Source organism: Micromonospora sp. WMMD975 (assembly GCF_029581215.1).
Lineage (GTDB): Bacteria > Actinomycetota > Actinomycetes > Mycobacteriales > Micromonosporaceae > Micromonospora.
Genome location: NZ_CP120739.1, coordinates 4,453,828 through 4,479,274 on the forward strand (window position 1 = coordinate 4,453,828; position 25,447 = coordinate 4,479,274).

Genomic DNA, 25,447 nt, shown 5'->3' on the forward strand with positions numbered 1-25,447 from the left:
GGCGTCAATCTATGCCGTGCGGACCCGGTCGGGTCGCTGCCGGAAGGACACCTCCCCGATGCCGGTGGCTGTCGCCACGACCCTGCCACGATCCCCACTGGACCGTCCGGCGGGCGGCGCGTTCACGCTGATCTTCACGACCCTGCCGGCGCTGCTGCGGCTCACCTGCGGCCTGGTCGGCGCGGCGGTCGCGCTGTCGGTGCGGACGCCGCCGGTGCGGGTGGCGCTGCTGGTCCCGGCCGTCGTCGCGCTCACCGTGTGGTCCTGCTGGTATGCGGTCCGCGCGTTCCGGCACGGCGTCGGCGGCGCGCTCGTGGCCGGCGACGTGGCCCTGACCACCGCCGCCGCGCTCGCCGTCCCGTGGCTCGTCGCGCCGGAGGTGCTGCCGGGCGAGGGGAGTTGGGTCGCGGTGCTGGCGAGCACCACGGTGATCAACGCGCAGGCCACCGCCCCGGCCCGCTTGTCGGTGCCGGCCGGCCTGCTGGTCACCGCCGCCTATGCGACAGGCGCCACGCTTGCCGGCAACCCGGTCGAGGCGCGGGCGCACACCGGCACGCTGCTGGTGCAGACCGGCTGCACGGCGGTGATGACCGCGGTGATGCGCCGCTGGATCGGCCGGGGCGACGCCACGTTCGCCGACTACCAGCGGTTGTCGCACGAGGCGGTGGTGGCGCGCACCGCGCGCGAGGCCGAACGGCGGCACAACCGGGACCTGCACGACACCGTGCTCGGCACGCTGACGATGATCGGGCTCGGCGCGGTGCCCGGCTCCTCGGCGGCGCTGCGCGAACGGTGCGCCGCGGACCTGCGTACCCTCAGCGCCCTGGCCGGAGCGCGGACCGCGGGCGCGGCCGGCGAGGCCGACCTGGACGAGCGGCTGCGCACGGTTCTCGCCGGACTGCCGGAGGTGACGGTGACCGCGACGCTACCGCCGTGCCGGCTGCCGGCGGAGGCCGCGGCGGCGCTCGCCGACAGCGCCGCCGCCGCGCTGGCGAACGTGGCCCGGCACGCGCCGGGCGCCACCGCCGCGCTGCGCCTGGCCCGCGCGGGCGACGCCGTCGTGGTCGAGGTGGTCGACGACGGTCCCGGCTTCGACCCGACCACGGTCCCGGCCCACCGGTACGGGCTGCGCGAGTCGATCCACGGCCGGATGGCCACGGTACGCGGCCGGGCGGTGGTGACCTCCGCCCCTGGTGCCGGCACCCGGGTGCGGTTGGAGTGGTCGGATGGCGACTGAGTCCCCGCCGGCGGCCACCGGCGCGGCGCTGCTCCCCCGGCCCCGCCCGCCGACGTCGGTGCGCTCCGGGGCGGCCGTCACCCCGCCGCAGGCACGCGCCGTGGCGGACGCCTCGGACCGGGGCGCGCGGCTCGTCGCGGTCGTCATCGCGCTGGCCTGGCACCTGGTGATCGGGCTGCCGGCGGTGCTGGAGGCGGGGCCCGGGATGGCCGCCCCGGCGGTGGTGGCGGTCGGCTGGCTGGTGACCGCGCTTGTCGGCGTCGCCACCGGCGTACGCCTGCTGCGCGGCCGACTGCCCCCGGCCCGGCGGCTGGCCGTGGTGCTGTTGGTGGTCGACGCGGCGGTCTTCGCGGCGGCCGGTGAGCGGTTCCTGTTCACCAGCGCCGACTGGGTGTGGGGCGGCCTGGCCTGGTTCTTCCTGCTGGCGCTCTGGCGGCGACCGGTGCGGTGGCTGCTGGCCCTGCTCGCCGCGCACGCGACGATCGCGCTGGTGGCGGTGGTGCTGCACGGGGCGACCGCGCCGGCCGACCTGAGCCGCTACGCCATGTACGTCTACGGCACCTCCACGCTGCCGGTGGCGGTCTTCGCCGGCGCGGCGGCGCTCACCGCGCTGGCCCGGGACCGGGCCGGCACCGCCGCGGCGGTGCTTGCCGTGGCCGCGGAACGGGAGGCGGCCGAACGGGCCCAGGGCGAGCGGCAGGCCCGGCTCGCGCTCGTCAGCGGCACCGCCGAGGAGGTGCTCGCCGCGCTCGCGGCCGGCGACGCCGACCCGGCCGACCCGGCGGTACGCCGCCGCGCGGTGCTGGCCGCCGCCCGGCTGCGCCGGTTGATCGCCGAGTCCGACGACGTGCCCGACCCGCTGCTGCACGAGTTGCGCGCCGCCGCCGACCTGGCCGAACGGAACGGCCTGCCGATCGACCTGGTCGCGGTCGGTACGCCACCGGAGCTGCCGGTCGACGTACGCCGAGGGCTGGCCGACCCGCTCACGGCGGCACTTGCCGGCGCACACGGTTGGGCGCGGCTGACCGTGGTCGCCGGCCCCGACGAGGTGGTGGTGAGCCTGGTGACGCCGGAGCACGACGGCCCGGACGATCCGATGGCGCCACCCGGCGGGGACGATGTGGTGGCGCCACCCGGCGGGGACGGGCCGGTGGAACACCTGCACGAGCGGGACGGGGAGATCAGATGGACGCAGACCCGCTGGCGGCGGACGTGAACGCCGGGCACCCGATCGGCGTGGCGATCGTCGACGACCATCCCGTGGTGATCGACGGGGTGCGCGCCTGGCTGGCCACCGAGCCGCGGCTGCGGGTGCTGGCGACCGGCGACGACCCGGACGCGGTGCTGCGGGACGCGCCGGAGGCCGAGGTGGTGCTGCTCGACCTGCGCTTGCACGGGCGGATGGTGCTGGACAAGCTGGCCGAGCTGAGCGCGGCCGGGCGGCGGGTGGTGGTCTACTCCGAGCACACCGACCCGCAGACCATGCTTGCCGCGCTCGACGCGGGCGCGGTGGCGTTCCTGGCCAAGCACGAGGGGCGGGAACACTGCGTCGACACCGTGCTGGCGGCGGCGCACGACCGGCCGTACGTGCCGCCGGCGCTCGCCGGCGCGATGGTCGGCGACGCCCGTCCGGACCGGCCGGCCCTGTCCGACAAGGAACGCGAGGCGCTGCTGCTGTGGTTCCAGTCGATGTCGAAGGCGTCGGTGGCACGCCGGATGCAGATCAGCGAGCACACCGTCAAGCAGTACGTGGACCGGGCGCGGATCAAGTACACCCGGGCGGGACGTCCGGCGGCCACCAAGGCGGCCCTGCTCGCCCGGGCGATTGAGGACGGCCTCGTCCGACCGGAAGAGATCGGCATCTACCGGTCGCAGGCGTCGGCCGACCGGCCGACCCCCTAACGGGTGTCATGACAATCACCCCAGGAATCGTCCAGGATCACGGGTACCGCCAACCGTCGCCGGGAGGTCGTACCGTGCCGGAGGACGCCGCACCCTTCTTCATCGGGCCACACCGCTTCGACGCGGACGACGATCCCACCCGCCCCCTGCTCGACCGGCGCTACGCGCTGGTGCCCGAGCCGGGCGAGCGGCTGCTCGGCCAGCACCGCCTGCCGGTCGCCGGCCACCTGCTCGGCCCCACCGAGGACGTACGCTGCTGGGCGCTGCCCGACCCGGCGACGATCACCGTGACCGACCGACGGTTGGCGTACGTCTGCACCGGATCCGAGCTGTCCCTGGTCCCCGGGCGGGACAGCCCGACCGGCGCCCGGCACCGGCGTCCGGTCCGGCTGTCCCGCCTGGTCAGCGGTCAGATCCGCTGGCAGTGGCCGTCCCGGCTGGAGCTGGCCGAGGTCGACGGCGACGGCGCGGAGCTGCGCGTGGTCTGCGACGCGCTGCGCACCATCCGCCAGCCGGCGCTCGCGATCACCGGCCCGGCCGCCGTGATCACCGCGCTGGCCCGGCAGGTACGCCGCTCGGTGGCCGCGTACCGCCTGGCCCACCCCGACCTGGTGGACCTGTCCCCGCCGGAACGCGACGTCCTCGCCACGAGGGTGGCCGCCTCCCCCGGCCCGGTGTTCGGCGCGGTGACCCTGCCGGGATCCCTTCCGGTGGAGTTCCTGTCCCGGGACGACTACTACCGCCAGCCGGTGGCGGATTCGTCCCCCTGGCCGCAGCTCGACTCCCCGGCCCGCGACCAGCCCGGCTCCGCCTGCTGACCAGTTCGCCGGCAGCGCCGAGGACGGCGGCGTCCCCGCGGTGATCTGTGAGTGGGGCAGTCGAGAGGTTCGTGGTGTTGAGGGTTCGGGGCGCTGCCCAGCGGGTCAACTTCGTGATCATCCGGTCGGCAGAGCCCGTCCGGTGGGCGGGTCAACTGGGTGGGATCGGCCGCTTCGGCCGGCGATCAAGCCTGACGTCCCACCACTCCCACCCCGCCCATGGATGAACGGCATAGGTGCCAAGGCCCGGCGGGCTCCCCTCCTGTTCCACCACATGGGAGCACCCAGGTGATCAAGGAGTTCGCGTCACCGCGGAGATCGACTCCAACGCAAACTCCTTGATCACGCCAAAGAAGCCCACCGGAGGGCTCCCGAGGGGCTTCCGAAGGCCCTGAAGGGCTCCCGAGGGGCTCCCGAAGGGTGGTGATCATGAAGTTAACGGCGCTGTTGATCTCTGTTGATGCTGTCAAGTTCATGATCACCGGGGCGGGGCGCGGCGGCGCGGGGCGGGGCGGGGCGGCGCGGGGGCGGGGGCGGGGGCGGGGCGGGGGCGAGGGGGGCCTGTGGCCTGGTCAGGAGGTGCTGCGGGAGCGGCGGGCCGGTCGGTCCAGCTCGGCGGCCTGCTCCGGGGTGGGCGCGCCGCCGCCCAGGTGGGCCGGCAGCCACCAGGCGTCGTCCGGGCCGGCCGGCTGCTCCGGGTATTCCCGCTGGGCGCGGTCCACGAGCGCCGACAGCCGGGTGCGCAGCTCGGCGGTCAGGGCGGCGGAGTCCGGGTGGGTGGCCGGGTCGATCGGCTCACCCACGAGGATGGTGATCGGGGTGTGCCGGCGGGTCAGCGTGCGCGGGCGGCCCTTGGTCCACAGCCGTTGGGTCCCCCAGAGCGCGACCGGCAGCAGCGGCACGCCGGCCTCCTGCGCCATCCGGGCCGCGCCGTTCTTCAGGTCCTTGACGGTGAAGGAGCGGCTGATCGTCGCCTCCGGGAAGACGCCGACCACCTCGCCCCGGCGCAGCGCGCCGACCGCGGCGGAGTAGGACCCGGCGCCGGCAGCACGGTTGACCGGGATGTGCTTCATGCCGCGCATCAGCGGACCGGAGATCCGGTGCCGGAAGACGCTGTCCTTGGCCATGAACCGGACCAGCCGGCGGGACTTGTGCGCGCCGTAGCCGCAGAAGATGAAGTCGAGGTAGCTCACGTGGTTGGACGCCAGCACGGCTCCGCCGGTGGCGGGCACGTGCTCGCTGCCCCGCACGTCCAGGCGCAGGTCGAGGGCGCGGAACATCGTCTTGGCGGCGGTGATCACGGGCGGGTACACGAGCTCCGGCATCCGGCAACTTTACCCCGGGTAGGTTACGGAACCGTAGGGCCAATCTGCCCTGAGCAGACCGGGGTCGCGGACCGGCCGGGACGCGACCACGATGGGCCGATGACCGAACGCGGTGTGCTGCTCTGGATCCACGGTGGAGGGTGGCGGGCCCGCTCCGACGAGAACGGCGCCGCGCTCGCGCCGCTCGGGCTGCGGGTGGTCAGCGCGACCTACCGGTTCTCCCGCGAGGCGCGCTGGCCGGCGCAGCTCGACGACGTACGCGCCGCGGCGCGCGCCGCCCGGGCCACCGGGGGCGGGCTGCCGCTGCTGGTCGGCGGCGACTCGGCCGGCGGGATGCTCGCCCTGCATCTGGCCCTGCGCGGGGTGGACCGGCCCGGCGACGTGGCGGCGGCGCTGGCGTACTGGGCGCCGGTCGACCCGCTCGACGCGGCTCAGCGGCGCCCACGTCCTGCCGGCGACGATCCGTGGGCCGACCTGCTCGGGCATCCGCCGGTCGACGGCGACCCAGCCACCGCCGACGCCGCCGTCGCCAGTCATCTCGGCTGCGGCGTGCCGGTCCTGCTGGTGCAGGGCCGCGACGACGTCCCGGTGCCCGCCGCCCAGGCGGTCGAGCTGGCCGGACGGCTGCTGGCCGCCGGTCACCCGACCCACCTCTGGCTGACCCACGGCGGCCACGCGCTCGACCTGGCCCGCCCGGACCTGCGCGCGGTGGCCGCCGCGTTTCTCGACCACGTCCTGCCGGCGACGCCGGCGCACTAGGTTCGAGGCATGCCCGACATCGCCGCGATCGTCATCCACTGCCGCGATCCCTACCTGCTGGCCCCGTTCTGGAGTGCGGTCAGCGGGCTGCCCGTGGTCGAGCAGGACCGCGCGAAGCTCGCCGGCCGGACGCTCGCACCGACCGAGGCGGTGCTGCTGCGCGACCCGCACGGGCGTCGGCCGGACCTGTGGATCAGCCCGGCCGGGGAACTGCCCGCGCCCGGCCGGATCCACCTGGACCTGGTCGGCGACGCCGAGGAACGGGCCGCGGTGCTGGAGGCGGGCGCGACAGTGGTCCGCGAGCTGCCCCGGTGGACCGTGCTGGCCGACCCGGAGGGCAACGAGTTCTGCCTGCTGCCGCCGCACGAGGCGCACACCGTCGAGCCGCCGGCCGGCCACTGAGCCACCACGCCGGACCAGCCGGCCACTGAGCCACTCAGCCACCACCCCGGCCCGGTCAGCCGGCCAGGTTGTGCAGGTCCAGCCGGCCCCGGGCGAACGCGTCCACCCGCCCCCATCGGCCCGGAATGTCAAGCACCTCGATCCGCCCCATGCCCACCGGCAGCCGCGGGTCCACCGCCAGGTGCCCCTCGTGCGGCTCCAACCCGAGCATGGTCCGGATCAGCAGCAGCGGCGCCCCGGTCGACCATGCCTGCGGGGTGCACGCGGTCGGGTACTCGACCGGGAACTTGGTCAGCTCCCGCTGGTAACCGCCGAACGCCTCCGGCAGCCGTCCGTCGAAGTAGGTCGCCGCCTCCAGGATCCCGTTGGCGACGGTGGCCGCCTCCTCGGCGAAGCCGTACCGGCGCAGGCCCCAGGCGACGAACGAGTTGTCGAACGGCCAGATCGTGCCGTTGTGGTAGCCGATCGGGTTGTAGCGGACCTCGCCCTCGGCCAGGGTCCGCACTCCCCAGCCGGACCAGAGCCGCGGCCCGACCAGGTGCGCGGCGATCTGCGGGGCCCGTTCGTCGTCGACGATGCCGCTCCACAGCAGGTGGCCGATGTTGGAGCTGAGCACGTCGCACTGCCGCCCCTCGGGGTCCAGGGCGAGCGCGTAGAAGCCGCCCTCGGCGACCCACCAGTCGCGGTTGAACCGGGCCTTCAGCTCCGCCGCCTCCCGTTCCAACTGATCGGCGTACGCCGGATCGCCCCAGAACTTCCGGGCCAGCCGGGCGGCCCGCATCTTCGCGTCGTACGCGTACCCCTGCACCTCGCAGCTGGCCCGCGGAAACGGCGGCAGTGAGCCGTCGGCGTACGAGACGGAGTCCCAGGAGTCCTTCCAGCACTGGTTCTCCAGGCCGGTTTCGGTGTTGCGCCGCTCGTACCAGATGTAGCCGTTGCCGATCAGGTCGGCGTAGTCGTCGATCCACTTCAACGCCGCGCGGCACTCCCGTTCCAGCTCCTTGACCAGCGCGACGTCGCCGCTCCACCGCTCGTACTCGTCGAGCAGCACCACGAACAGCGGAGTCGCGTCCACCGAGCCGTAGGAGGGCGAGTGCGGTTGTTCCTCGAACGCGGCGGTCTCGCCGTAGCGCATCTCGTGCAGGATCCGGCCCGGGTCCTCCTCCCGGAAGTCGTCGAACCGGGTGCCCTGGAGGGCGCCGAGGATGCGCAGCGTGGTCCGGGACATCTCGGGGGCGAACGGCAGCACCTGGAGGCAGGTGAGGATGCTGTCCCGGCCGAACATGGTCATGAACCACGGCAGGCCGGCGGCGGGCAGCGCCTGTCCGCCGAGGGAGAGCGGTGAGAAGCGCAGCGCGGCGAGGTCGACCAGGCACCGCCGGTAGGTCGCGGCGATCCGCCCGTGCTCACTGTTGACCTTGGGGGCCCGGTCGATCCACTCCTGGAGGTCGTGCTGCAGGGCGAGGCGTTCCGTGCCGTGTGCCCGCAGTCCCATCCGCAGGTCCCGGCCACCGGGGCCGATGGCGAAGGTCTCCACCTCGATGGTGACGTCCCACTGCTCGTTGGGTTCCAGGTGGACCGTCCAGGCGAGGCCCCGGTTGTCGTAGTGGGCCGGCTGGTTCGCGGAGACGACCGTCTCCCGCTTGAAGTTCCCGCGCCGGTAGCCCAGCCGCAGCCGGTCCGGCTCGGCCTCGGCGTACAGCTCGCCCTTCTTGTTGAGGATCTCGTCCTTGACCTGGAAGAGGTCGGCGAAGTCGGCGCCGGCGTCCACCCGGATCTCCAGGTCGACCGCCTTCTCGTCGTGGTTCATGACGGTGAGCGTCTCCCGGAAACTGCCACCCACCACCCGCTCCCGGATGATCGACATCTTGGCGTCGACGTAGTGCGTGGCCAGGCCGGGAACCAGGAAGAACCGGGCCTCGTAGTACTGGATGTCGTCGTAGGAGAGGGCGTTGAGCCGTTCGCCGTCGACCGTGAGCACCCACTTCGACAGGTACCGGGTGTCGATCGAGAAGAGACCGGTCGGCTCGGTCGGCGTGGCCTCGATGTCGCCGGTCTCCTCGGAGACCACGAACGTGTTGCCGTCCAGGATCCGGACGGTGTTGCTCCCGGCCATCAGGCGCCCCTCCCGGAGAACGTGTGGCGCGGCCCGCGGGAATCCGGCGGGCCGGGGAAGACGCGCTCGATCTGGAGTACGAGCCGCAGGTCGCCGACGACCGTCATGTCGCCCCGCAGCAGCGCCGCGATGGCGTTCTCCCGGCCCTCGACGAGGTCGCCGAAGAACCGGGGCCCGGTGCCGACCACGGTGTCCGCCTCACCGTCCTCCGGCCGCACCCGCACCCGGCCCCGGTCGATCTCCAGCAGCCAGTGCGTGGACCGCGCGCCCTCGTGCAGGTCGAACCGGAGCGTTCCGGACGTCTTGACCAGCAGCGGCTCGAACCCCCGCCGGTCCAGGTCCTCGAAGAATCTCGTGGTCGTGTCCACCATCGCAGGTGACTCCTCCCGCGGTCAGCGGTCTCCTCGTCGACACGACGGGTCCCCGGCGGGTTCCGGGTCAACCTCGCCCGGATCGGGTGAGGCGGCGGACCGCGCGGACGCGAGACGCCGGCCCCCGAACCGGGGACCGGCGTCGTCGCGGCGGACGGGTCAGTTGTTGGGATCGTCGGCGCTGATGTCCGCCAGCACCGACTGGGGTTCCCGCTCGACCGCCAGGTCACCCATCGAGACCAGGCCGATCAGCCGTCCGTCCTCGATCACCGGGAGCCGGCGGACAGCGTACGTGCGCATCAGGTCGGCGGCGGCCACCGCGTCGTCGTACTGGCTGACCGTCACCACGTCCTTGCTGGTGATCTCGTTGAGCCGGGTGGTGGCCGGGTTCCTGTCCTCCGCCACACCGCGGACCGTGATGTCCCGGTCCGTCACGATGCCGACCACGTTGTCGCCGTCGGTCACCACCACGTCGCCGATGGCGCTGTCGCGCATCTCCTGCGCCGCCGCGGTGAGCGTGTCGTTGCCGTCCATCGTCACCAACCGGGTCGTCATGAACTCTCCGACCGTTGTCATGGTGCTCCCCTCTCGGTGTCGGCACGGCCGTCTACCCGCCGCCGGAGGCGGGGTAACGCCGGCCGCCCGGAGGGGTCAGCGCTCGGCGGCGACCAGCTCGGCGAGCTGCACGGCGTTGAGCGCCGCGCCCTTGCGCAGGTTGTCGTTGGCGCAGAACAGCGCCAGCCCGTGCGCGACGGTCTCGTCGGCCCGGATCCGCCCGACGTACGTCGGGTCTTGGCCGGCCGCCTGGAGCGGGGTGGGCACGTCGGACAGTGCCACCCCGGGTGCGCCGTCGAGCAGCTCCCGGGCCCGGGCCGGGTCGATCGGCCGGGCGAACCGGGCGTTGATCTGCAACGAGTGGCCGGTGAACACCGGCACCCGCACGCAGGTGCCGGAGACCTTCAGGTCGGGGATCTGGAGGATCTTGCGGCTCTCGTTGCGCAGCTTCTGCTCCTCGTCGGTCTCGTCGGAGCCGTCGTCGACGATCGAGCCGGCGAGCGGGAGCACGTTGAAGGCGATCGGGCGGGCGAACGAGCGCGGCGCCGGGAACGCGACGGCGGAACCGTCGAACGCGAGCGCGCTCGCGTCCTCGGCCACCTTGCGGACCTGCTCGTCCAGCTCGGCCACGCCGGCCAGGCCGGCGCCGGAGACCGCCTGGTAGGTGGCGACGACGAGGCCGACCAGCTCGGCCTCGTCGTGCAGTGGGCGCAGCACCGGCATGGCGGCCATCGTGGTGCAGTTGGGGTTGGCCACGATGCCGCGCGGCCGGTCGGCGATCGCGTGCGGGTTGACCTCGGCGACCACGAGTGGCACCTCGGGGTCCATCCGGAACGCCGACGAGTTGTCGATCACCACGGCGCCGGCCTCGGCGACCCGGGGGGCCAACTCCTTCGCGGTGCCCTTGCCGGCGGAGAAGAGCACGATGTCCAGGCCGCGATAGTCCGCGGTGGCCGCGTCCTCGACGGTGACCTCGCCGTCGCGCCAGGGCAGGGTGCGCCCGGCCGACCGGGCCGAGGCGAACAACCGCACCTGCTCCGCCGGGAACTCGCGCTCCGCCAACACCTGCCGCATCACGCCACCGACCTGGCCGGTGGCACCCACAATGCCGATCCTCATGCCCGCGAGGCTACCCAGCCGGGCCGGCCGGGCGGGAAGCGTTTCCCAGCGCGCGGGCCGGGGCGACGGGAATCACACGCCGTCGCCCCGGCCCGCCGCGTCACACGTGGTCGGCCACCTCGCCGACGCCGGAGGCCACCAGCTCGTCCCGGATCACCGCCGCGTCGCCCTCGACGACCATCGTCATCGCCTCCGGGTGCAGGTGCGCGGCAGCCGCCGCGGAGACCTCCGCGACGGTCGCCGCGAGCAGCGCCTCCCGCAGCCGGGCGTGGTAGTCGTCCGGCAGGTCGTGCACCACGAGCGTGGTGAGCGCCGACGCGATCGCCCGCGGGCTCTGCAACTCGACCGAGAGCTGGCCGGCCCGCCAGGACCGGGCCACCTCCAGCTCCTCCTCGGTCACCCCGGTCAGCCGGGTCCGCGACACCTCGCCCACGCACTCGACGAGCGCCGGCACGGTCACCGCGGTCTGGACCCCGGAGCTGACCCCGAACCGGCCGAACCGCCGGGACGAGGCGAAGTCGCCCCGGATCCCGTACGTGTAACCGCGCACCTCACGGATCAGGTGGTTGAGGCGGGAGGTGAACGCGCCGCCGAGCACGGTGCCGGCGAGCGTCATCGGCACGTGGTCGGGGTGGGCGCGGTGCGGGGACGGGTGACCGAGCCGCAGCGTCGACTGCACCGAGCCGGGCCGGTCGACCAGGATGATCCGCCGCCGGTCGGCGATCGGCACCTCGATCGGGCCGCCCCGGTCCACCGGGCCACCGCCGGTGCCGGCGAACGCCGCCGCGCCGAGCGCGTCCAGGTCGACCCGCTCCAGGTCACCGGCGACGATCAGGGTGCCGGGACGGATGAACCACTCCGAGTGGAAGACCGTGACGTCGTCGGCCTCCAGCGCGGCCACGCTGCCCGGGTCGCCGTAGAGCGGGCGGCCCCACCGGTGCTCGGCGCCGAACAGGTCGGCGCGCAGCACCGCGTCGGCGCGCGGGCCCGGGTTGGCCCAGTCCATCCGCAGCGCGGTCGCCTCGTCGTCGCGGACCCGCAGCACGTCGGCCGGGTCGAGCCGGGGCGTGCGGACCGCCTCCGCCATCAGCTCCACCGCCGCGCTCAGCCGGTCCACCGGGACCTGCACGCTGACCTGGAACGAGTCCCAGTCGAGCCCGGTCACCAGCTCGGTGCCGAGCGCCTCGATGGCCAGCGCGTACCCGGTGGCGTCCCGCTGCGCGGTGCCCTCCTCCAGCGCCTTGGCCAGCACCGCGCCGAGGCCCTCCTTGCCGACCGGTTCCCGGCCCGCGCCGCCGTCGAGCAGCAGCAGCGCGACGGCGAGGTTCTGCCCCGGCAGGTGCGCGGCCACCACCTGCCCCCCGGCCACCGCGCGCCGGACCACCTGCGGGAACCGGTAGGCGCGGGCGGCTCCGGGACCGGGCCGGGCGGCGATCAGCGTCATGAGGTCTCCTCGGGCAGGTAGGTCAGGATCACCCGGTCGGCGGCGCCGAGCAGCTCGGCGGCCTGCTCGGCGATCTGCTCGGCGGTGACGGCGAGCCAGGCGGGCAGCCGGTCGGCGGCCCGGGCCGGGTCGCCGAACTGGGTGGCGTACCGGCCGAGCGTGTCGGCCCGGCCGTCCACCGTGGACATCTGCCGCCACCACGAGGTGCTCAGCAGCGCCTTGGCCCGCTCCAGCTCGGCGGCGGTCACCGGCACGGTGGCCAGTTCGTCGACCACCTCGGCCAGCCCGTCGCGCAGCCGGTCGGCGGTCACGCCGGGGCGGGCGGTGGCGGTGGCGATCAGCGGAGCCGGCGCGTGCGCCAGGTCGACCCCGTACGCCCCGACCAGGTCCGGCTGGGCGATCCGCTCGCCGTCGGCGAGCCGCTGGTAGAGCCGGCTGCCCCGGCCGCTGCCGAGCACGGTGGCGAGCACGGTGGTCACGTCGTACCCGGGGGTGCCGAACGGGTGGGTGCGGTGCGCGAGGTAGACGCGGGCGGCGGGGACGTCGGAGGTGACGGTCTCCACCGCGGGCCGTCCGGTGGGCGGCACCGCGCGCCCGTCCGGCGCGGGCGGGATGTCGGCGCGCGCCCCGACGCCGCCGAAGTATTTGTCGGCGAGCGCGAACACCTCGGCCGCGCTGGTGTCGCCGACCACCGTGAGCACCGCGTTGTTCGGCGCGTAGTAGGTGTCGTGGAAGGTCTGGAAGGTGGCCAGGTCGGCGGCGTTCAGGTCGGCCATGGACCCGATGGTGGCGTGGTGGTAGGGGTGGCCGGGCGGATAGAGCAGCGGCAGCAGCCGCAGCCAGGCGTCGCCGTACGGGACGTTCTCGTAGCGTTGCCGCCGCTCGTTCTTCACCACGTCGCGCTGGTTGTCGAGCGTCTCCTGGGTCAGCGCCGGCACCAGGCCGCCCATCCGGTCGGCCTCCAGCCAGAGCGCCAGCTCCAGGTGCTCGGCCGGGACGGTTTCGAAGTAGTTGGTCCGGTCCGGGTTGGTGGTCGCGTTGAGCGAGCCGCCCGCGCCCTGGATCAGCTTCATGTGCTCGGTCTTCGCCACGTGCATCGAACCCTCGAACATCAGGTGCTCGAAGAGGTGGGCGAAACCGGTCTGTCCCGCCGGTTCGTGGCGGGAACCCACGTCGTACCAGAGGTTGACCGCCACCGCCGGGGCGGTGCGGTCCTCGCTCACCACCACGCGCAGGCCGTTGTCCAGTCGGGTCGTCTCGATCGGCCAGGGGAAACCGCTGTCGGGCATGGCACCCACGCTAGCCGAGGACGGCCGCCCGGCACCGGATCGCCGTCCCCGCCACCGCGACCCACCCGTCCACCCCGGTGTGATGTGGATCACCGCGTGGCCGTGAGCCGGACCCGGGCTGACAGATCGGCCATCCATCGCTCACTATGACTGCCGTCCGGCCACTGCGGACGGTCCGCCCGCGCCGGCCGGCGACCCGCACGGCGCGACCGCGCCGCGACAGCGACAACGGGGGAACAACATGTCCCAGTCCCACCCGGTCCGCACCGGGGCCCGGATCCTGGCGGTGGTGAGCGTGGTCGCCGCGCTCTCCGCCGCCGGCCGCGCCCCGGCGGTAGCCATCTCCGGCGGCGCACCCGTGCCCTCCGGCCAGGACGTCCACAGCGTCCGGCTCACCATCCTCAGCCCCGGCGCCCCGGGCGCCCGGGCCTGCTCCGGGGCGCTCGTCGCACCCCGCTGGGTGCTCACCGCCCGGACCTGCTTCACCTCGGGTGACCTGCCCGGGCCGGTCACCGCCACCTTCGCTCCCGACCAGGACGGCCACACGCACCGCATCCCGGTGCTGGCGGTCCGCTTCGACGACGCCCGCGGCCTGGCCCTGGCGAACCTGTCCCGGGCCGAGACCACGGTCAGCCCGGTGCCGGTGGCCGCCACCGGCCCGCACACCGGCGACCAGCTCCGGTTCGTCGGCTTCGGCCGGACGGCCACCGAGTGGGTGCCGGACGCCCCGCACAGCGCGACCTTCACGGTGACCGCCGCCGGCACCGACTCGGCCGATCTCACCGGCACCGGCGGCCTCTGCCGGGGCGACGGCGGCGCGGCGGGGCTGCGCACCGGCTCCGACGGCCAGCCGGAGCTGGTGGCGGTCGCGACCGGTTCGGGGCAACTGGGGTGCCTCGGCGAGACCGACACCTCGAACCAGGCCACCGCCGCGGTGGCGAGCGGCCTGACCGGCCTGTTCGGCGGCCGACCGTTCGGCCGCTTCGCCGTCACCCCGTCCGACGGGGGCCTCCCGGCCGCCGCGGGCGCGCGGTTCGGCGCCGCGACGGCGACCGGCGACTTCAACAAGGACGGCTACCCGGACCTCGCCGTCGGCGCCCCGGGTGACACGGTGAACGGGCAGACCTCGGGCAGCGTCACCGTGTTCCCGGGCGCCGCCGGCGGCAGCCTCGGCGCCGGTCACCGGTTGATCCAGGCGGACTTCGGCGCCGCGGACGAGGCCGGGGACGGCTTCGGCGCCGCGCTCGCCGCCGGCGACTTCAACAAGGACGGGTACGCCGACCTGGCCGTCGGCACCCCCGGCGAGGCGATCGGCACGGTCAAGGCGGCCGGCGCCATCGCGGTGTTCCCCGGCGGCCCCTCCGGACTGGCCCGGGGCAAGGGCTACGACCAGGGGGACATCGGGCGCGGCGACGAGACCGACGACCGCTGGGGCGCGGCGCTCGCCGCCGGGGACTTCAACAACGACGGGTACGCCGACCTGGCCGTGGGCGCCCCGAACGAGGCGGGCAGCGACAACGTGCACAGCGGCGACGTGAGCGTCATGCGCGGCAACAGCACGGGCACCCTCACGTACGCGTACAACCTCGACCAGACCAACGCCGGCGGCGCGAACGAGGCCGGCGACCGCTTCGGCGCGGCGCTGGCGGCCGGCAACGTGACCGGCTCGGTCCACGCCGATCTCGTGATCGGCGCACCGGGCGAGGCGCCGGGTACGCTGCCCGCCGCCGGCAGCATCTACGTCGTGCCGGGCGCCGCCGGGGAGGTCACCACCGGCTTCGGCCGCAGTCAGGGCACGTCCGGCGGGGTCAACGAGGCCGGCGACAACTTCGGCGCCGCGCTCGCGGTGGGCAACTTCGACGGCGACGGTTACGCCGACATCGCGGTCGGCGTGACCGGCGAGGCGCCGGGCAGCGAGGCGAAGTCGGGCGCCCTCGCGGTCTACCCGGGCGCGTCCAGCCAGGTGGCCGCCGGCTTCAGCGTCACCGAGCTGGCGTTCGGCCGGACCCCGGGGGCCGACGACCTCTTCGCCTCCGCGCTGGCGACCGGGGACGTCAACGGCGACGGCCGCGCCGACCTGATCGTCGGCGCCCCCGGCGCGACGGAGGGCGGGGCCAAGGGAGCCGGTTTCGTGGCCGTGCTCACCGGTCGGGCCCGCACCACCTCGCAGCCGACGTCGCTGGTGGCCAGCCGGCTGATTCGGCAGCCCGACGTGCAGGGCACCAGCGAGGTCGGGGACGCGTTCGGTGGCGCGGTGGCCCTCGCCGACCTCGACCGGGACGGCCGGGCGGACGCGTTCCTGGGCAGCCCCGGCGAGGCGGTGCCGGGCGAGCCGGCCGCCGGTGTGACCGTCGCGGTCCTCGACGTCGCGACGCCCTGACCCGGCCCGCGCCGGCCCCGCACGTCGCGGGGCCGGCGCGGCACGGCGCCACCTACCGGGGGTCCCGCCGGGGCCGGGGCGTGACGCTCAGTCGGGCGGCTCGACGGGGTTGACGGTCTCGGCGGAGCTGCGGTGCTCCAGCACCGTGTCCGGGGCGGCGTTCCGGTCCTCCTCCCGGAGGTCGGATTCGGCGAGGATCGCGTCGGCCTGGGCCTGCGCGTCGTCGCTGCCCGCCGCCGCCTCCTCGGGCAGCAGGTGCGCGCGGGAGGAGATCCGGTCCTGGTCGCTCTGGTCGTGGCTCATGGCTGTTCCCATACCCCGCGTCCCGCTTCGCGGAACGGCGCGGGCGTTCGCGGGCGCGTCCGGGTACGCTGGCCGGCGTGACGCGGTCGTATCGATGGTTTAGGCAGCCGGCTGGAGGAGCCGGTGACTCGACCGTGAGCTGACGTCACCACCTCTTCGAGCCGGCCGGGCAGGGATGGTTCCCTGCCCTTTCGCATGCGAGCTGCCGGCTCGGTCCCCGGGCGCCGGCCCCGGGGCACGGTCGGCGAAAGGAAACCCACCGTGACCACGTCCCCGGATGCCCGCCGGGTCATCGACCAGCGGATCGACCGCGTCGTGCCGTTGACCACCCCGGCCCTGCTCCACCACCACCTGCCGCTTGACGCCGCCCTCGCCGAGGCCGTCGTGGCCGGCCGGCGCGCGGTCGGTCGGGTGCTCGACCGCGCCGACGACCGGCTGGTGGTGGTGGTCGGCCCGTGCTCGGTGCACGACCCGGCCGCCGCGCTGGAATACGCCGGCCGGCTGCGCGAGGCCGCCGACCGGGTCGCCGACGACCTGCTCGTGGTGATGCGGGTCTACTTCGAGAAGCCGCGCTCGACCGTGGGCTGGAAGGGCCTGATCAACGACCCGGCGCTGGACGGCTCGGGCGACGTGAACACCGGCCTGCGCACCGCACGTGCCCTCCTGCTCGACGTGCTGCGGCTGGGCCTGCCGGTGGGCTGCGAGTTCCTCGACCCGATCACCCCGCAGTACATCGCGGACACGGTGGCCTGGGGCGCGATCGGCGCCCGGACGGTGGAGAGCCAGGTGCACCGGCAGCTCGCCTCCGGCCTGTCCATGCCGATCGGCATGAAGAACCGCCCCGACGGCAGCATCGCCACCGCCGTGGACGCGATCCGGGCGGCCGGGGTGCCGCACGTCTTCCCCGGCATCGACGTGTCCGGCACTCCGGCGATCATGCACACCCGGGGCAACGCCGACGGCCACCTGGTGCTGCGCGGCGGGGGCGGCCGACCCAACTACGACGCGGAGTCGGTGGCCGGGGCGCTGGACCTGCTGCGCGCGGCGAGCCTGCCCGAGCGGGTGGTGATCGACGCCAGTCACGCCAACAGCGGCAAGGACCACCGCAACCAGCCGCGGGTCGCCGCGGACGTGGCCGCGCAGCTCGCCGCCGGCCAGCGCGGCATCGTCGGGATCATGCTGGAGAGCTTCCTGCGCTCCGGTCGGCAGGACCTGGACCCGACCCGGGAGCTGGAGTACGGCCGGTCGATCACCGACGCGTGCATCGGCTGGGACACCACCGACGAGGTGCTCGACCACCTGGCGCAGGCGGTCCGCGCCCGCCGCGCCACCCTGCCCGCGCCGGCCTGAGCCGGGGTCGGGGTGGCGTTTGACCGGTTCGGGGCCGGGTAGGTGGTCGGCGTGACAGACGACGCGCCCGTGACCGAGCAGCCGGACACCAGGCCGCTCGACGACCTGCTCGACCACCTCTACCAGGGCCAGGAGCGGATCAGCCAGGCGGACATCTACCGCCGGGCGGTGGCCGCCCAGCTACCGGCGGAGCTGCTCACCCGGATCGCCGCGCTGCCACAGGGCGAGTACGCGGTGGACGAGGTGACCGACATGCTCGGCGGCACGGTCGCCTGAGCCCCCGTCGACGAGAGGACGCGCATGACCGACCGCGAGCCCGACCACGAGCACCTGGCGGCGCTGGGCCAGCCCCCGGAGGGCACCGACACGCTGCCGGAGCCGGACTTCGCCAACGAGCACGACCGCACCGCGGTGGACCGGGACATCATCACCGGGGAGGACGAGCGGGAGTCGGAGACGTCACGGGGCTGGGCCGGCGAGGACCACGGCACCACCCCCACCTGACCCCGGGCGCGAGCGAAGCGGGGCCGGCGCGCACGCGCCGGCCCCGTCGTTCGTCGGCTCACTCCTCCTGGTGGCCGCCCTCGGCCGCCCGCTGGGCCACCGCGTAGCCCATCTGGAGAAAGTCGGAGGCGGCGACCGCGGTCAGCGCGGTGGCCACCAGCCGGGTCAGTCGGGGCGCCAGCACCAGGCCGCCGGTGAGCCCGGTGGCCACCCACACCGCCAGGCAGAACGGGCAGCTGACCAGCTCGCCGAGCGCGTGCCGGGTGGGGCTGCCCTCGTCGCGGACCTGCTCCATCACCTCGCCGCTGCCGCCCGGGTGGTCGTAACGGGTGAACGGCGCCCGCAACGGGCTGGTGATCGCGTCCTTGGAGATCAGCCGGCTCAGCTTGTGCGTGGCGATGGAGAGCAGCACCACGTCCCCCGGGGTGGGCCGCTCGGGCACCGGGCGGCCGGTCGCCCGGACCACCCCGACCAGGGCCGCGGTCACCCCGGCGTATGTGCCCATCGCCTTCAGGTAGCCCTCCAGCGGTCGGTGCTCGTGCGGCGCGTACGCCTGGCGCAGCCGCGCCACCTTCTGCTTCAGGCCACTCCCGGTCAACCCGGCCTCCCTCGTCGTCGTACCGGCCGGCATCAACCGGCGGTCAGGTTGTCGGCCACCTCGCGGTCGAGGTTGGCCAGGATCTCGTCGGCCAGGTCGTGGTCCGGGCCGGCCAGGTCCAGCCGGACCCGGGCGCCGCCGGCGTCGGCCGGCTCCACGTCGATCTCCGCCGACCAGTCGGCGCTGCTCCACCTGGCCCGCATGTCCTCGGCGTCGAGCACCTCCACCCGGCAGGTGCCGGAGCGGCGCAGTTCCTCGGGCAGCCAGGCGGAGGAGCGGTCCGGGTCGGTCGCGGTGTTGAACACCACCTCGGGCGGCGCGGACATGCCGCGCTCGGCGTGACTGGCCATCAGACGTCCCGCAGCCGGTGCGGGTCGACCTCCCGGCCGGGGTGCCGGGCCAGGTACTCGGTCTCCAGTTCGGCGGTGCGGCGCAGGTGGTTGGCGAGCGCGGAGTCGGTGGCGTGCCGCAGCGTGTCCAGCCGGGTCCGGTGCAGGCTGCGTACCTCCCGGATGAGGTCGTCGTCGCCCAGCTCGGTGGGGTCCACGCCGGGAAGCTCCTCGTCGACGGTCCCGGCGCGGGCGTGGTCGCCGTCCCACTCGGTGACCCGCTGCTCCGGGCTGGCGTCCCGGCTTGCCGATTCGGTCATCGTCGCCCCCTCGTCTCGTTCGGGCTGGCGACTAGACGGTTGCCCAGCGGGGGTGCCACCAAACCACGCCCACCTACGACACCGCGTCGGAGACGGCCGGCGTCCCCGGTACCCTCGATGGCATGCAGCGGCTCCGGACACCGGCGTGGATCGTCCGCCACGTGGCCATGGTCGTGCTTGTGGTGGGCTTCCTCGGGTTGGGCTGGTGGCAGGTCACCCGGGCCGCCGGGGGCAACTCGTTGAGCTTCGGTTACGCGATCGAGTGGCCGGTCTTCGCCGGCTTCGTGGTCTTCGTCTGGTGGCGCGAGGTCCGGCAGGCGCTGCGGGCCGAACCCGGGCAGCCGGCCGAGCCCGCGCCGCCGGTGAGCGCGGCCGGCGCGCCGGTCGCCGCCGGGACCCCGGTGGTACGCCGGCCGGTGCGCGCCGTCCGGGTGCCGGTGGGCCCGGTCGACGGGGCGGACGACGGCGATCTGGCCGCGTACAACCGCTACCTTTCCTGGTTGAACGCCAATCCGGGCGCGCGGCCCGGCGACTATCCCGGCTGAGGCCGGTCGGAAGGACGGACGACGGTGGGCGGAGCCCTTACCCGGTACCGCGTGATCGCCTGGATCGTGGGCGTGGCGCTGGTGGTGCTGGTCCTGATCGGCATGCCGCTGAAGTACGGCTTCGACAATCCGAGCGTGGTGGCCGTGGTGGGCGTCGCGCACGGCTGGCTCTACATGCTCTATCTGGCGCTCACGTTCGACCTGTCCCGCCGGGCCGACTGGCCGTTGAAGCGGATGCTGCTGGTGATGCTGGCCGGGACGGTGCCGTTCGTCTCGTTCTACGCCGAGCGGCGGGTGAGCCACTGGGTGGCGGCCGAGCGCCGGCCCCGGACCCCGGAGCCGGTCGCCGGCTGACCACGGCTCAGCGCGCCGGCCGCCACGGCCCGGCGCCCGGCGGGTCGGTCCAGCCGCCGAGGCGGGCTCCTTCCCGGGCGCGCCCGAGGGCGCGGGCGACCTGGCCGAACTGGCGCTCGTCGTCGCTGCTGAACAGCAGCACCTCGGTGCCGCGGATCCGTCCCCACAGCTCGTGCGCCGGGGGCCGCCAGCGGTCGCCGGCGAGCACGAGCAGCAGCGGCAGCAGGCCGGCCGCGCCGAGCGTGAGGTACGCCCCGGCGGTGAGCCGGTGCAGGCCGCCGGTGAAGCCGAGCAGCACGCCGACGGCGGCGATCAGCGCGGCGGAGACGCCGACCGCCCGGACGGCGAGCCGGTCGTGCGGTCCGCGGGCGGTCCGGAGCTGGGTGATCTCGGCCACCGGCCAGCTGCTGCGGCCGACGGTGAAGCGTTCGCCGGTGACCACGATGCCGGGCCGGGCGTAGAGCAGGGTGGGGGCGGGCGGATGGGTGGAGGAACGATCGGTCTGCACGGTGGCCTCCCGGGATCGGGGTCCCGTGGTGGGATTCCCGGATCCGCGTCCCATTGTGTGGCCGGTCCGCCACCCGACCTCGGGTTTTCGCCTTCGGCACGAACCGTCGGCACGGCATCCGCCCAGAACGACGAATGGGGCGAGCCTCACCTTTTACGCAGAGGAGCCCGACGCGAGGCCATTCGGTTCGCGAAACGGTCACAGACCGTTGAACGTCATCATTGTCACTTTCCGACACTTTGCCAACTTTCGCCCCTGCTTGAACTCCCGACAACTCCGATCACGGGTTAGGTTGTCCAGGTCGGTCCGGTCGACCGCCGTCCGCCCGGACGGCGCCGGGTCGGTGTCGACGGGTCGCGCAGGCGTCCCCGCCGACCATGGAGAGGAGCTTTCCGCTCTTGTCGTCCTTACGGATGCTGCTCCGCTCGCTCGCGGTGGCCGGCCTCTCGGCCGCGCTGCTCGCCCCGGCGTCGGTGGCTCGGGCCGAGCCCACCACCGCCGAGCTGACGAAGCAGATCGAGAAGTCCTCGACTGAGCTGGAGCGAATCGTCGAGTCCTACAACAAGCTCAACGAGGACATCAAGGCCAACAAGGCCGAGGCGGCCTCGTTGCAGGCCCGGATCGGCCCCTTGCAGGAACAGGCCGAGCGCAGTCGCGCCGACGTGGCCGTGCTCGCCGCGACGGCGTACAAGACCGGCGGCATGCGCACCGCCGCGGCCCTGCTGGAGCCGGGCGGCACGGCCGCGCTCCCGGAGCGGCTGGGCACGCTCGACCAGCTCACCCGCCAGCGGCAGCGCACCATCACCGGCTTCACCGCCGACCAGCGCCGGCTGATCGACCAGAAGACCAAACTGGACGTCACGCTGGCCCGGGAGGCGGCACAGGTCAAGCAACTCAAAGCCGGGAAGAAGCGGATCGAGGCGGACCTGTCCCGCCTCTACGAGATGCGCCGCAAGGCGTACGGGCGGGCCACCGAGGCGCCGGCCAAGGCGAGTTCGGCGGGCAAGCCGCCGGCGGTCTCCGGCGATGCCGGGATCGCGGTGCGGTACGCCTACGGCGCGGTCGGCAAGCCGTACGGGTACGGCAACGACGGTCCCGGCAGCTACGACTGCTCGGGCCTGACGATGGCCGCGTGGCGGGCCGCCAACAAGTCACTGCCGCACAACGCGGCAAAGCAGTGGAAGGCCACCACCCGGATCAGCCGCAGCCAGCTGCAACCGGGAGACCTGGTGTTCTACTCCGGGCTCGGGCACGTGGCGATCTACGTCGGCAGCGGCCAGATCATCGACGCGCCGAGCGCGGGCCGCAACGTCAGCAAGCGGGGCATGAACATCATGAGCATCGCCGGCTACGGCCGGGTCTGACCCCGGACAGGCGAACGGCCGGCGTCCCCCTATCGGACGCCGGCCGTTCGTCGTTTCAATTACTACCAGGTCAGGCCGCCTGCAAGCCCTCCGCGCGGGCCAGCTCACGGAGCCGGCCGAGGGCCTGGATCTCCAGCTGGCGGATCCGCTCCCGGGAGAGCGAGAACCGGGAGGCGACCTCGGTCAGCGAGTGCTCGCGGCCGTCCTCCAGGCCGTAGCGGGCCCGCATGATGCCGGCCGACCGGTCGTCGAGGTGGTTGAGCAGACCCTCGATCCGCTGCCGCTCCAGGCCGGTCAGCACGATCTCCTCCGGCGACGGCGCGTCGCTGTCGGCGACCAGGTCACCGAGGTTGGTGTCGCCGTCGTCGCCCACCGGGGTGTCCAGCGAGACGGTGTCCTGCGACCAGCGGACCAGCTCGTTGACTCGCTCGACGGTGACGCCGAGCGCGGTCGCGATCTGCTCCGGCTCCGGGTCGCCACCCAGCTCGCGGGTGAGCTGCCGGGCCACGTTGCGCATCCGGTTGACGTCCTCCACCAGGTGCACGGGCAGCCGCACGGTCCGCTCCTGCTGGGCGATCGCCCGGCTGATGGCCTGGCGGATCCACCAGGTCGCGTAGGTGGAGAACTTGAAGCCCCGCTCGTAGTCGAACTTCTCGACGGCCCGGACCAGGCCGGTGTTGCCCTCCTGGATCAGGTCCAGCATGGGCATGCCGGAGCGCACGTAGCGGCGGGCGATGGAGACGACCAGCCGCAGGTTCGCACGGATGAACAGGTCCTTGGCCCGCTCACCGTCGACGACCACGCGCTCCAGCTCCTCCCGGGTGGCCCCGTCGGGAATCCGCTCGGTGTCGATCAGGTGCTCGGCGTAGAGGCCGGCCTCGATCGACTTGGAGAGTTCCACCTCCCGGGCGGCGTCCAGCAGCGGCGTCCGGGAGATCTCGTGCAGGTAGACGCCGACCAGGTCCCGCTCCTCGGCGACCTCGTCGGTACGCATGCCGATGTTCTTGTCCACGATTGCCACGGTCCCCTCACTCGCGCCGGTTGCCCGGTTCCTTGCCATCCCCACGTTCATCAGCCCTCCCCGTAACCTCCGCTGTGCCCGTAGGTGCTGACACCTACACAACAGATGTGACGTGTCGGGGATTCCATGTCGTGAGTCGAAACTGTCACGAATGCCTGAGTGGTAGCTGAGAGCCCGGTCCATGTTTGCTGTCAGGACCCCTACCCGGGTGGCCCACGGACGCCCTGGTGAACGGAGTCCGCAGCAGCGGAATCACCGTCCGCCCATGGAATGGCACCATTGCCCGTTCCATGAACACAGCGAGCCGCGTCACCACGTATCTGCGATCCTGGTCACTGCGTGATACGAGCCCGCGGACCGGTCGGTTCAGCCACCGTGAAGGATTACCCTCCGCCTCGTTGAACAATCCGCCCGGTCAGAGCCGTCCCCTCCCGCCACGTGATACGCGTCGCACCCGCCGGGCGGATGCAGCCGGCGGGTGCCGCGCGGGAGGGTCGGACCCGGGCGTCAGGAGGCGAGCAGGGCCAGGGCGCCGCGTACCTGGTCGGCGGCCCGGGCCAGGGCGGCCCGGGCGGCCGGCACCTCGGCCCCGGAGACCAGCGTGACCAGGGCGGTCTTGAGGTCGCCGTCGGTCTGCTGGAGGGCGACCCGGCAGACCTCCTCGGCGCAGCCGGTGGCCTCCACCAGGATCGAGATCATCCGGCCGCGCAGCTTCGCGTTCGTGGCGACCATGTCGATCATCAGGTTGGAGTAGACCCGGCCGAGGCGCACCATCACGGCCGTGGAGAACGTGTTGAGCACCAACTTCTGCGCGGTGCCGGCCTTCATCCGGGTCGAACCGGTGACCACCTCGGGTCCGGTGTCCACCCCGATGAACACGTCCACCGAGCCGGCGGCCTCGGCCTCCGGATTGGCGCAGAGCAGCACGGTCCCGGCACCCTGCGCCCGGGATGCGGCGAGCGCCCCGAGGACGTACGGGGTGCGCCCGCTTGCCGCCAGGCCGACCACCAGGTCACCGGGGCGTACGCAGTCGGCGGCCTCGGCGGCGCCGGTGCCCTCGTCGTCCTCGGCGTCCTCGACGGCCCGCCACATCGCCTCCGGGCCGCCCGCCAGGTGCGCGCAGAACCAGTGCCGTGGCGAGTTGAACGTGGGGGCCAGCTCGGCCGCGTCGAGCACTCCGAGGCGACCGGAGGTGCCGGCGCCGAAGTAGTGCACCCGGTGCCCGTCACGCAACGCGGCGACGGCGAGGTCGACGGTCTCGGCGATCTCGTCGAGCACGGCGGCCACCGCGGCCGGCACCCGCCGGTCCGCCTCGTTGATCACGGTGAGCACGTCCCGGGTGGACATCAGGTCGAGGTCGACGCTGTGCGGGTTGCGCCGCTCGGTCGGCGCGCCGACGCGCACCACCGGGCGCACGGCGGCCACCTCGTCGCGCTCCACCCGACCCGGCGTCATGCCCGCCTCCGCCCCGGGCCCACCCGGCGTGACTGGACGGCCTCGGCGGTGGCCTCCAGCGCCTTCTTCGTCCGGGCCCGGCTCCGGGCGGCCACGCCGACGAAGAGGCAGTCCACCACGGTGAGCTGGGCCAGCCGGCTGGCCGTCGCGCCGGACCGGTAGGTCGTCTCCCGGGCGGCGGTGGTGAGCACGTGGTCCGCGACCTCGGTGATCGGTGAGCGGGGGAAATTGGTGAGCGCCACCGTGGTGGCCCCGCGCGTGCGGGCCTGCTCCAGCACCTCGATGACGTCGGACGTGGTGCCGGTGTGGGAGATGCCGATCGCGACGTCGCCCCGGCCCAGCAGCGCGGCGGAGGTGAGCGCGGTGTGCACGTCCGGGAAGTAGAACGCGACCCGGCCGATGCGGTGCAGCTTCTGCTGGAAGTCGGAGGCGACGAAGCCGCTGGCGCCGGCGCCGTAGACGTCGATCCGGCCGGCCGCGCCGATCGCCTCGACCACCTGCGCGCAGACCGCCGGGTCGAGCTGCTCGGCGGTCTCCTCGACGGCCCGTGCGTCGTTGAACGCGATGGTGGCGATGATCTGGGCCAGGTCGGCGCCGGGCGGGATGTCGCCGCCGACCACCCGGGCGTCCGGCGGCTCGATCCGGCGGGCGGCCTCGGCGGCGAGCCGGATCCGCAGTTGCGGGTAGCCGTTCATGCCGACCGAGCGGCAGAACCGGATGACTGTCGCCTCGGACGTCTCGGCGGCGGTGGCGAGGTCGGTGATGGTGCGCCGGGCCGCGTCCGCGGGATCGGCGACGACCAGCCGGGCGACCCGCTGCTCGGCCGGGGACAGCGAGGGCAGGAGGCCGCTGATGTGGACGATCAGTCCACCGGGCTCGTGACTCGCAGAAATCTTCGGACTCTTCGCCACGGATGAAACTTACTTTCAGTAAGGCGGGAGCGTCAACCATGACACCGCGTATCGGGAAATTTACCGCCTTCCGCGCCTGATCCCCGCGTTCAGGGTCCCATCACCGCAGCCCCACCGCCTCCCCCGGTCCGGTCGACTCGCTCCCGCCGGCCGGCCATCCGGCGAACG

General features: G+C 73.9%; 28 protein-coding genes. 13 read left to right on the top strand and 15 right to left on the bottom strand.

Annotated elements, in window-relative coordinates; all coding sequences use genetic code 11:
* The first annotated feature begins 58 nt into the window (after positions 1 to 58).
* From O7613_RS19450 to O7613_RS19465, 4 genes are all read left to right on the top strand, one after another.
* Positions 59 to 1,237 carry an ATP-binding protein gene (locus O7613_RS19450; RefSeq protein WP_282289524.1) on the top strand — a complete coding sequence of 393 codons (1,179 nt, stop codon included), beginning with the start codon at positions 59 to 61 and terminating at the stop codon, positions 1,235 to 1,237.
* Positions 1,227 to 2,453 (top strand): hypothetical protein, encoded by a 1,227-nt coding sequence (locus O7613_RS19455; RefSeq protein WP_282289525.1) that lies wholly within the window; start codon positions 1,227 to 1,229, stop codon positions 2,451 to 2,453. The genes O7613_RS19450 and O7613_RS19455 overlap by 11 nt, the downstream gene beginning before the upstream one ends.
* A complete protein-coding gene (locus O7613_RS19460; protein WP_281587008.1) occupies positions 2,423 to 3,139 on the top strand; it encodes a response regulator transcription factor in 717 nt (238 codons plus the stop codon). The genes O7613_RS19455 and O7613_RS19460 overlap by 31 nt, the downstream gene beginning before the upstream one ends.
* 74 nt (positions 3,140 to 3,213) lie before the next feature.
* Positions 3,214 to 3,957: a hypothetical protein gene (locus O7613_RS19465; protein WP_282289526.1), complete on the top strand. Its 744-nt coding sequence runs from the start codon at positions 3,214 to 3,216 to the stop codon at positions 3,955 to 3,957.
* Positions 3,958 to 4,529: 572 nt separating this feature from the next.
* Here the strand turns inward: O7613_RS19465 and O7613_RS19470 are convergent.
* Positions 4,530 to 5,282, bottom strand: coding sequence for a lysophospholipid acyltransferase family protein (locus O7613_RS19470; protein ID WP_282289527.1), 753 nt, complete (start codon positions 5,280 to 5,282; stop codon positions 4,530 to 4,532).
* Between the two features lie 99 nt (positions 5,283 to 5,381).
* Here O7613_RS19470 and O7613_RS19475 point away from each other — a divergent pair, with 99 nt between their 5' ends.
* Both O7613_RS19475 and O7613_RS19480 read left to right on the top strand, forming a co-directional pair.
* Positions 5,382 to 6,041: an alpha/beta hydrolase gene (locus O7613_RS19475; RefSeq protein ID WP_282289528.1), complete on the top strand. Its 660-nt coding sequence runs from the start codon at positions 5,382 to 5,384 to the stop codon at positions 6,039 to 6,041.
* Positions 6,042 to 6,050: 9 nt separating this feature from the next.
* Positions 6,051 to 6,443 carry a VOC family protein gene (locus tag O7613_RS19480; protein WP_281587004.1) on the top strand — a complete coding sequence of 131 codons (393 nt, stop codon included), beginning with the start codon at positions 6,051 to 6,053 and terminating at the stop codon, positions 6,441 to 6,443.
* A gap of 55 nt (positions 6,444 to 6,498) precedes the next feature.
* On the opposite strand, the gene O7613_RS19485 is transcribed toward O7613_RS19480, so the two are convergent.
* The 6 genes from O7613_RS19485 to O7613_RS19510 form a co-directional block, all read right to left on the bottom strand.
* A complete protein-coding gene (locus O7613_RS19485) occupies positions 6,499 to 8,559 on the bottom strand; it encodes a glycogen debranching N-terminal domain-containing protein (protein ID WP_282289529.1) in 2,061 nt (686 codons plus the stop codon).
* Positions 8,559 to 8,930, bottom strand: coding sequence for an SCP2 sterol-binding domain-containing protein (locus O7613_RS19490; RefSeq protein WP_281587002.1), 372 nt, complete (start codon positions 8,928 to 8,930; stop codon positions 8,559 to 8,561). Before O7613_RS19490 ends, O7613_RS19485 begins: the two co-directional genes overlap by 1 nt.
* A 159-nt stretch (positions 8,931 to 9,089) precedes the next feature.
* On the bottom strand, positions 9,090 to 9,506 hold the full coding sequence (locus O7613_RS19495) for a CBS domain-containing protein (protein ID WP_281587001.1): 417 nt from the start codon (positions 9,504 to 9,506) through the stop codon (positions 9,090 to 9,092).
* 75 nt (positions 9,507 to 9,581) lie between these two features.
* Positions 9,582 to 10,604, bottom strand: a complete 1,023-nt coding sequence (locus O7613_RS19500; protein WP_281587000.1) for an aspartate-semialdehyde dehydrogenase — start codon at positions 10,602 to 10,604, stop codon at positions 9,582 to 9,584.
* 100 nt (positions 10,605 to 10,704) lie between these two features.
* The gene (locus O7613_RS19505) at positions 10,705 to 12,048 is read right to left on the bottom strand and encodes a pitrilysin family protein (RefSeq protein ID WP_282289530.1); all 1,344 of its coding nucleotides are present in this window, start codon (positions 12,046 to 12,048) and stop codon (positions 10,705 to 10,707) included.
* Positions 12,045 to 13,337 (bottom strand): pitrilysin family protein, encoded by a 1,293-nt coding sequence (locus O7613_RS19510; RefSeq protein ID WP_282289531.1) that lies wholly within the window; start codon positions 13,335 to 13,337, stop codon positions 12,045 to 12,047. The genes O7613_RS19505 and O7613_RS19510 overlap by 4 nt, the downstream gene beginning before the upstream one ends.
* Before the next feature lie 241 nt (positions 13,338 to 13,578).
* Here O7613_RS19510 and O7613_RS19515 point away from each other — a divergent pair, with 241 nt between their 5' ends.
* Positions 13,579 to 15,717, top strand: coding sequence for a trypsin-like serine protease (locus O7613_RS19515; protein WP_282289532.1), 2,139 nt, complete (start codon positions 13,579 to 13,581; stop codon positions 15,715 to 15,717).
* A gap of 87 nt (positions 15,718 to 15,804) precedes the next feature.
* Here O7613_RS19515 and O7613_RS19520 read toward each other — a convergent pair whose 3' ends face one another.
* The gene (locus O7613_RS19520) at positions 15,805 to 16,020 is read right to left on the bottom strand and encodes a hypothetical protein (protein WP_281586996.1); all 216 of its coding nucleotides are present in this window, start codon (positions 16,018 to 16,020) and stop codon (positions 15,805 to 15,807) included.
* 195 nt (positions 16,021 to 16,215) lie between these two features.
* Between O7613_RS19520 and O7613_RS19525 the strand changes: the two genes are divergently transcribed.
* The 3 genes from O7613_RS19525 to O7613_RS19535 are packed head-to-tail and all read left to right on the top strand — an operon-like array spanning position 16,216 to position 17,874.
* Positions 16,216 to 17,370 (top strand): 3-deoxy-7-phosphoheptulonate synthase, encoded by a 1,155-nt coding sequence (locus tag O7613_RS19525; protein ID WP_282289533.1) that lies wholly within the window; start codon positions 16,216 to 16,218, stop codon positions 17,368 to 17,370.
* 51 nt (positions 17,371 to 17,421) lie between these two features.
* On the top strand, positions 17,422 to 17,646 hold the full coding sequence (locus O7613_RS19530) for a hypothetical protein (RefSeq protein WP_282289534.1): 225 nt from the start codon (positions 17,422 to 17,424) through the stop codon (positions 17,644 to 17,646).
* A gap of 24 nt (positions 17,647 to 17,670) precedes the next feature.
* The gene (locus O7613_RS19535; protein ID WP_281586993.1) at positions 17,671 to 17,874 is read left to right on the top strand and encodes a hypothetical protein; all 204 of its coding nucleotides are present in this window, start codon (positions 17,671 to 17,673) and stop codon (positions 17,872 to 17,874) included.
* A 58-nt stretch (positions 17,875 to 17,932) separates the two neighbouring features.
* On the opposite strand, the gene O7613_RS19540 is transcribed toward O7613_RS19535, so the two are convergent.
* From O7613_RS19540 to O7613_RS19550, 3 genes are read right to left on the bottom strand one after another with little or no spacing between them, the layout of a single operon-like run.
* Complete coding sequence (locus O7613_RS19540; RefSeq protein WP_282289535.1) at positions 17,933 to 18,472, bottom strand: DUF1360 domain-containing protein; 540 nt, start codon at positions 18,470 to 18,472, stop codon at positions 17,933 to 17,935.
* Positions 18,473 to 18,504: 32 nt separating this feature from the next.
* Positions 18,505 to 18,822 carry a hypothetical protein gene (locus O7613_RS19545; RefSeq protein WP_281586991.1) on the bottom strand — a complete coding sequence of 106 codons (318 nt, stop codon included), beginning with the start codon at positions 18,820 to 18,822 and terminating at the stop codon, positions 18,505 to 18,507.
* On the bottom strand, positions 18,822 to 19,121 hold the full coding sequence (locus tag O7613_RS19550) for a DUF6158 family protein (RefSeq protein ID WP_281586990.1): 300 nt from the start codon (positions 19,119 to 19,121) through the stop codon (positions 18,822 to 18,824). Before O7613_RS19550 ends, O7613_RS19545 begins: the two co-directional genes overlap by 1 nt.
* 122 nt (positions 19,122 to 19,243) lie before the next feature.
* On the opposite strand from O7613_RS19550, the gene O7613_RS19555 reads away from it, so the two are divergent.
* Both O7613_RS19555 and O7613_RS19560 read left to right on the top strand, forming a co-directional pair.
* Positions 19,244 to 19,666: a hypothetical protein gene (locus tag O7613_RS19555; protein ID WP_282289536.1), complete on the top strand. Its 423-nt coding sequence runs from the start codon at positions 19,244 to 19,246 to the stop codon at positions 19,664 to 19,666.
* A gap of 24 nt (positions 19,667 to 19,690) precedes the next feature.
* The gene (locus tag O7613_RS19560) at positions 19,691 to 20,020 is read left to right on the top strand and encodes a DUF3817 domain-containing protein (protein WP_269690258.1); all 330 of its coding nucleotides are present in this window, start codon (positions 19,691 to 19,693) and stop codon (positions 20,018 to 20,020) included.
* A gap of 7 nt (positions 20,021 to 20,027) precedes the next feature.
* On the opposite strand, the gene O7613_RS19565 is transcribed toward O7613_RS19560, so the two are convergent.
* On the bottom strand, positions 20,028 to 20,528 hold the full coding sequence (locus tag O7613_RS19565; protein ID WP_281586988.1) for a DUF6232 family protein: 501 nt from the start codon (positions 20,526 to 20,528) through the stop codon (positions 20,028 to 20,030).
* Between the two features lie 398 nt (positions 20,529 to 20,926).
* On the opposite strand from O7613_RS19565, the gene O7613_RS19570 reads away from it, so the two are divergent.
* Positions 20,927 to 21,892, top strand: coding sequence for a C40 family peptidase (locus O7613_RS19570; RefSeq protein ID WP_281586987.1), 966 nt, complete (start codon positions 20,927 to 20,929; stop codon positions 21,890 to 21,892).
* Positions 21,893 to 21,962: 70 nt separating this feature from the next.
* On the opposite strand, the gene O7613_RS19575 is transcribed toward O7613_RS19570, so the two are convergent.
* From O7613_RS19575 to O7613_RS19585, 3 genes are all read right to left on the bottom strand, one after another.
* Positions 21,963 to 22,952, bottom strand: a complete 990-nt coding sequence (locus O7613_RS19575; protein WP_281590118.1) for a sigma-70 family RNA polymerase sigma factor — start codon at positions 22,950 to 22,952, stop codon at positions 21,963 to 21,965.
* Positions 22,953 to 23,420: 468 nt separating this feature from the next.
* A complete protein-coding gene (locus O7613_RS19580; protein ID WP_281586986.1) occupies positions 23,421 to 24,368 on the bottom strand; it encodes an N-acetylmuramic acid 6-phosphate etherase in 948 nt (315 codons plus the stop codon).
* Positions 24,365 to 25,279: a MurR/RpiR family transcriptional regulator gene (locus tag O7613_RS19585; RefSeq protein ID WP_282289537.1), complete on the bottom strand. Its 915-nt coding sequence runs from the start codon at positions 25,277 to 25,279 to the stop codon at positions 24,365 to 24,367. The genes O7613_RS19580 and O7613_RS19585 overlap by 4 nt, the downstream gene beginning before the upstream one ends.
* Positions 25,280 to 25,447: the final 168 nt, after the last annotated feature.

What these genes read in the sequence shown, in the direction of transcription:
- O7613_RS19450 (WP_282289524.1), top strand. Translation starts at nt 59, where the DNA reads ATGCCGGTGGCTGTCGCCACGACCCTGCCACGATCCCCACTGGACCGT.
- O7613_RS19455 (WP_282289525.1), top strand. Translation starts at nt 1,227, where the DNA reads ATGGCGACTGAGTCCCCGCCGGCGGCCACCGGCGCGGCGCTGCTCCCC.
- O7613_RS19460 (WP_281587008.1), top strand. Translation starts at nt 2,423, where the DNA reads ATGGACGCAGACCCGCTGGCGGCGGACGTGAACGCCGGGCACCCGATC.
- O7613_RS19470 (WP_282289527.1), bottom strand. Translation starts at nt 5,282, where the DNA reads ATGCCGGAGCTCGTGTACCCGCCCGTGATCACCGCCGCCAAGACGATG.
- O7613_RS19475 (WP_282289528.1), top strand. Translation starts at nt 5,382, where the DNA reads ATGACCGAACGCGGTGTGCTGCTCTGGATCCACGGTGGAGGGTGGCGG.
- O7613_RS19480 (WP_281587004.1), top strand. Translation starts at nt 6,051, where the DNA reads ATGCCCGACATCGCCGCGATCGTCATCCACTGCCGCGATCCCTACCTG.
- O7613_RS19485 (WP_282289529.1), bottom strand. Translation starts at nt 8,559, where the DNA reads ATGGCCGGGAGCAACACCGTCCGGATCCTGGACGGCAACACGTTCGTG.
- O7613_RS19490 (WP_281587002.1), bottom strand. Translation starts at nt 8,930, where the DNA reads ATGGTGGACACGACCACGAGATTCTTCGAGGACCTGGACCGGCGGGGG.
- O7613_RS19495 (WP_281587001.1), bottom strand. Translation starts at nt 9,506, where the DNA reads ATGACAACGGTCGGAGAGTTCATGACGACCCGGTTGGTGACGATGGAC.
- O7613_RS19500 (WP_281587000.1), bottom strand. Translation starts at nt 10,604, where the DNA reads ATGAGGATCGGCATTGTGGGTGCCACCGGCCAGGTCGGTGGCGTGATG.
- O7613_RS19505 (WP_282289530.1), bottom strand. Translation starts at nt 12,048, where the DNA reads ATGACGCTGATCGCCGCCCGGCCCGGTCCCGGAGCCGCCCGCGCCTAC.
- O7613_RS19510 (WP_282289531.1), bottom strand. Translation starts at nt 13,337, where the DNA reads ATGCCCGACAGCGGTTTCCCCTGGCCGATCGAGACGACCCGACTGGAC.
- O7613_RS19515 (WP_282289532.1), top strand. Translation starts at nt 13,579, where the DNA reads ATGTCCCAGTCCCACCCGGTCCGCACCGGGGCCCGGATCCTGGCGGTG.
- O7613_RS19520 (WP_281586996.1), bottom strand. Translation starts at nt 16,020, where the DNA reads ATGAGCCACGACCAGAGCGACCAGGACCGGATCTCCTCCCGCGCGCAC.
- O7613_RS19525 (WP_282289533.1), top strand. Translation starts at nt 16,216, where the DNA reads ATGCGAGCTGCCGGCTCGGTCCCCGGGCGCCGGCCCCGGGGCACGGTC.
- O7613_RS19535 (WP_281586993.1), top strand. Translation starts at nt 17,671, where the DNA reads ATGACCGACCGCGAGCCCGACCACGAGCACCTGGCGGCGCTGGGCCAG.
- O7613_RS19545 (WP_281586991.1), bottom strand. Translation starts at nt 18,822, where the DNA reads ATGGCCAGTCACGCCGAGCGCGGCATGTCCGCGCCGCCCGAGGTGGTG.
- O7613_RS19550 (WP_281586990.1), bottom strand. Translation starts at nt 19,121, where the DNA reads ATGACCGAATCGGCAAGCCGGGACGCCAGCCCGGAGCAGCGGGTCACC.
- O7613_RS19555 (WP_282289536.1), top strand. Translation starts at nt 19,244, where the DNA reads ATGCAGCGGCTCCGGACACCGGCGTGGATCGTCCGCCACGTGGCCATG.
- O7613_RS19575 (WP_281590118.1), bottom strand. Translation starts at nt 22,952, where the DNA reads ATGGCAAGGAACCGGGCAACCGGCGCGAGTGAGGGGACCGTGGCAATC.
- O7613_RS19580 (WP_281586986.1), bottom strand. Translation starts at nt 24,368, where the DNA reads ATGACGCCGGGTCGGGTGGAGCGCGACGAGGTGGCCGCCGTGCGCCCG.